The organism is Sphingobium olei, from assembly GCF_042678845.1.
GTDB classification, from domain to species: Bacteria; Pseudomonadota; Alphaproteobacteria; order Sphingomonadales; family Sphingomonadaceae; genus Sphingobium; species Sphingobium olei.
Map to the genome: position 1 here is coordinate 1 of NZ_JBHTLS010000062.1, position 3,909 is coordinate 3,909.

Consider the following 3,909-nt stretch of genomic DNA (forward strand, 5'->3'; position numbering starts at 1 on the left):
CGGCCCGTCGAGGCGCTGGTCTGCGAAGGGTCGGGACTACAGTCTCACCTCGCGCGCCTCGTTAAGGAGAAGCGTATCCCGGCGCGGTTCGTCAGGCTCAGCGATCAGGAATGGGAGGCGCAGTGAGGTTCCGCCTGAGGATCGGTCCGGTTCGCCGGGCCGGTCCTCATTTCTTTTATCCAGCGTCACATTCGCCCCCGCTCAGGGACCCGCAGGCGGGTCCGTCGCGGGCGCGATGCGGAACCGCCGGGGCGGTCCCGGCCGTCTGCGCGCGGCTCCGCCGTGCTCGCCGCAGGGACACCCTTCGGGTGCGGTCTGGGCGGGGTTGGCTGAGGTGGCGAGGCCCGCGTCCTGCCATTAGAGGAGAGGAGGGCAGAGAGGAGTGGCTCATTCGAGGAGATTAAAGCCATGTCCGAGCATACCCCATCACACCTCTCCGGTTCGGCCGTCTTCATTTCCGGATCGCTGTCCATTACCGCGCTTCCCGAACCTGTCATCGAACGCATCGGCGGCATCATCGAGCGCGCTCTTCCCATCCTGATCGGGGACGCGCGCGGCGTGGATCGGTTGGTCCAGCGCCATCTTGCCGACCGGGATATCGCTGCCGTCACGGTCTACTGCACCGGCGAGGGGCCACGTAACAATCTGAGCGATTGGCCTGTCCGGAACATTCCTTCTTCCGGGCGAAAGGGCACCGCCGCCTACCATGTCCCGAAGGATGCGGCGATGGCGCGCGATGCCTTCAGCGGTCTCGTGATCTGGGACGGTCGAAGCCGGGGGAGCCTTGCGAATATCCACCGGTTGGCGGCGCAGCGGCGCTTCATCATGATCTGGTTCGGGCCCGAAGCGCGGTTCATCACCCTGAGATCGGATTTCGACAGGGACAGCTTTCTCGAGGCGTATCCCTGCCGGAACCTGTGATGACCAGTGGCGTGATCAGATCGCCGCTGGCAGTCCTTTAACCGCCGTCAGCGCCGCACTGCCACCGACCCGGATCGCCTGTGTGAGAAGCTCGCGGAACTCCTTTTCCGTGAGTTTCTCCACCGGCATCTCCGCGATCATTGCGGCATATTTGCCGCGCAGGGCACGGCGCGCGCTTTCCAGTTCATCATTCATCTTGCGCTGACGCGCTTCCAGATCGGCGAGCCGATCCCTTTCCGTCATCTTTGGCATGTCCATCGCCCTTCCCCGATGGCCTGCCCGTCACGGTGCATTCTGCCATAGCCACTCGTGGAGGCAAGGGCCGAACGCCGCTTATACCGGCACCGGCGGCTCAGATACGCAGCTCCATGCCTCCCGAGATTTCACCTTCCCATCATTCCTCCCCTGCGCAGGCAAGGGGAACGAGGAGACTGTCATGTCGATCACCGACCCCCAGCTCGATCGCTTTGTTGGACCCAATGACCCCGATTACCGGGCAGCGCAGATCAGAGGTTTCGCGCTCATTGCCCAGATCGAGGAACAGGTCAGACGGGCGGACCACTATGCCGGTGGCTACACTGGCTACACCGACCCGGTGACCCACGACCTTGTCATCACCGGCGAATACGACGCTGAATATGATGAGGCGACGACCAAGGCCCATAACCTCGGCTGGATCGCCGCGACCTCGAACGCCTATCTGATCCTCAAGGCACAGGGGAGGACCGACGAGACCGCGCAGATCGTCTACAACGCCCACTACAATATCTTCCACAGCGATCCGGAGCCTCCATGCCCCGGCGAATGATAGCGAATGACTTCCGGGGTCGGGCTCGCGCCCGGCCCCTTTTTTGCTTGCGGGGAGCCCCCACCCATGCATTTCGTCCCTCGTGCCGCTGCAGCGGTGAACACCAACCTTCTGAAGCAAGGTTGCCCCGCGCCTTCCGGTACGAGGCTGCGCAGCGCGAGCGCGCTGCGTAAGGCGGGACGCACGGCGCGAGGCCGTTTTGTAATGGACCCTACGCACGGGTGCTGCGGGTGATTTTCATAGTATAATCAGATCGATAGATCTGCCTTACAGCGCAGGCATGAATTCGCCGCATGTATGGCGGGGTTCACCAGCAAACCATCTGCCTGGCCACGGCTTTGAAATTTCGCCGAATTTCCTGTAATCCGTGCCTTACTGCCATCCTTTCGTGAGGAAGGAGGCAGGTGGAATTGAGCGGCATTTACGTGGAAGCGCGGCATGAAACGTGCTCCCGCCTCTCTCAGGGTAGTGCGACCGGAAGGAACGGCATGGCGGACCTGAATGAAAGCTACATCATCGATCTTCGCCGGGCATTGGTCGAGGCGATCTGCAAGGTGTCGGCGCAGCGGCAAGAGGCCGCCTCAGGGTACAAGGGCGATACGCTTTTCATCGGATCTGCCGAAGTCAGCGAAACGCTGGTGCTGTTGTTGTCGGAATTCGTCGAAGGTGTGCCCGACCTTCGCACCCCTGCGGAAGTGCGGCGTATGTCGGACATCATCGCGAAAAAGATCAGACTCAACATTGCCGATATTCGGCGCAGGCGCGCCGAGACTGGCGCCCGTCCTCCTTCGTCGATCGTAATCAGGGGAAACTGATCTTTGACCGCTTGGCTGATCGGCAGGATGGTCGGCGAGCGAGCTGATCGGCCTCGAGCGGAGGTCGGGTACTCGGGGGTTTGGTATCCCTTGCGGCCATTCTGATGAGAGCCTATATTACAGAGGCTTCATGACATCTGCGAAGGCTCCCGGCAGCGGAGACCTTTCGCGTGACAAAAGTCAATTTTCGTGTCGATCCGGCATTGCACGACGCCCTGCAGCGACGGGCGTATGGAGCCAATCTCAGCCTGTCCGCCTTCATTCGCCAGGCGCTCGAACAGGCAGTCGACAATCGCAAACGATACGTCTTTTCGTCGCAAGACGAAATCCTCGCAACCTCCATCCAGATCCTCTCGATCCTGGCGACATCGGTCGGACGACGCTCGCCCGAAACGCTGGAGCAGGGGATGGCGCAGGCGCGCACTATCCTCGCCGAGCGTGGCCTCCTCGGCGAGGAGGAGGCGCAATGAGCATCTTTCGCAACGACACGCTGGGCTCGTGGACACGCGGAGGGCAGGCCATCGTCCACAATGTCCGCATGACCACGCAGGTCTTTTACCAGACGCTGCTCGCGGGGCTAATCATCTGGCTGGTCGGCACCGTCTGGTATGCGTTCGAGAAGTCGAGCGAATACGAGCGCTTCGTTCTGGTCAAGCTCGCCGAAGCGATGATCAAGGTCGATGCGGCTGGTGGCACCAATGATCCGGTGCGGTTTCGTACTCCGCAAGGGCGCGATTACTGGACCTCGGCCGACTGGCTGGTCGCCTCGACCCTCGCGAAAAAGACTCTCCACGCCTTCGAGGTCTATCTGCTCCACGGTGCGCTGATTTCGGGCCTGTTCGCGCTCGTCATGCTGGGCTGGGCATGGTTCTACTTTACCCGCACGGGGAGGGGGCTCGGCTCCAACGAATATCTGCGCGGCGCCCGCTTCGGGACGATCCGACAGGTGAAGCGTGCGCTGTGGCGACAGAGAAAGGGGCCTTTGTCGATCGGAAACGTCCCGGTGCCGGAGGCCTACGAGCCCGAACATATTCTCCTGTGCGGCGCTCCCGGAACGGGCAAGACCAACCTTATCGTCGGCATGCTTGAGGGTATCCGCAAGTCGGGAAGGCGAGCCATCGTCTATGATACGGCCGGCACTTTCGTCGAGAAGTTCTACCGGCAGGGCGCCGACATGCTGCTCAATCCGCTCGATCAGCGCACGGCGCGCTGGTCGCCGTGGGTCGATGTCCCGCGCGACTGGTGACACGCCTCGAAGAGGAGACCCGGATCGGCAAGGGCGGGACCCTGGCGGGACAGCTCTCGCGGCTCGACCTGGTGGTGCTCGATGAGCTGGGATATCTGCCGTTCGCGCGCTCTGGCGGC

General features: G+C 62.3%; 5 protein-coding genes and 3 pseudogenes. 7 read left to right on the forward strand and 1 reads right to left on the reverse strand.

The features are described 5' to 3' along the window. Window positions 1–126, forward strand: a pseudogene (locus tag ACFQ24_RS04215) (DUF2493 domain-containing protein); the annotation flags it as partial. Between the two features lie 282 nt (window positions 127–408). Further along, entirely contained in the window at window positions 409–921 is a 513-nt protein-coding gene (locus tag ACFQ24_RS04220; protein WP_380909229.1) for a hypothetical protein, read from the forward strand. Window positions 922–936: 15 nt separating this feature from the next. Here ACFQ24_RS04220 and ACFQ24_RS04225 read toward each other — a convergent pair whose 3' ends face one another. Continuing rightward, window positions 937–1,173 carry a hypothetical protein gene (locus ACFQ24_RS04225; RefSeq protein WP_380909231.1) on the reverse strand — a complete coding sequence of 79 codons (237 nt, stop codon included), beginning with the start codon at window positions 1,171–1,173 and terminating at the stop codon, window positions 937–939. A gap of 184 nt (window positions 1,174–1,357) precedes the next feature. Here ACFQ24_RS04225 and ACFQ24_RS04230 point away from each other — a divergent pair, with 184 nt between their 5' ends. The 5 genes and pseudogenes from ACFQ24_RS04230 to ACFQ24_RS04250 all read left to right on the forward strand — a co-directional run. Beyond that, window positions 1,358–1,729, forward strand: a complete 372-nt coding sequence (locus tag ACFQ24_RS04230; protein WP_380909233.1) for a hypothetical protein — start codon at window positions 1,358–1,360, stop codon at window positions 1,727–1,729. A 488-nt stretch (window positions 1,730–2,217) separates the two neighbouring features. Beyond that, window positions 2,218–2,544, forward strand: a complete 327-nt coding sequence (locus ACFQ24_RS04235) for a hypothetical protein (protein WP_159365897.1) — start codon at window positions 2,218–2,220, stop codon at window positions 2,542–2,544. Between the two features lie 170 nt (window positions 2,545–2,714). After that, window positions 2,715–3,014, forward strand: coding sequence for a ribbon-helix-helix protein, CopG family (locus ACFQ24_RS04240; RefSeq protein ID WP_129926606.1), 300 nt, complete (start codon window positions 2,715–2,717; stop codon window positions 3,012–3,014). Next, window positions 3,011–3,787: pseudogene (locus ACFQ24_RS04245) on the forward strand (type IV secretion system DNA-binding domain-containing protein); the annotation flags it as partial. The gene ACFQ24_RS04240 and the pseudogene ACFQ24_RS04245, both read left to right, overlap by 4 nt. After that, window positions 3,784–3,909 (forward strand): annotated as a pseudogene (locus ACFQ24_RS04250) (ATPase); the annotation flags it as partial. The pseudogenes ACFQ24_RS04245 and ACFQ24_RS04250, both read left to right, overlap by 4 nt.

Coding starts and splice junctions, on each gene's coding strand:
- ACFQ24_RS04230 (WP_380909233.1), top strand. CDS start 1,358: ATGTCGATCACCGACCCCCAGCTCGATCGCTTTGTTGGACCCAATGAC.
- ACFQ24_RS04225 (WP_380909231.1), bottom strand. CDS start 1,173: ATGCCAAAGATGACGGAAAGGGATCGGCTCGCCGATCTGGAAGCGCGT.
- ACFQ24_RS04220 (WP_380909229.1), top strand. CDS start 409: ATGTCCGAGCATACCCCATCACACCTCTCCGGTTCGGCCGTCTTCATT.
- ACFQ24_RS04235 (WP_159365897.1), top strand. CDS start 2,218: ATGGCGGACCTGAATGAAAGCTACATCATCGATCTTCGCCGGGCATTG.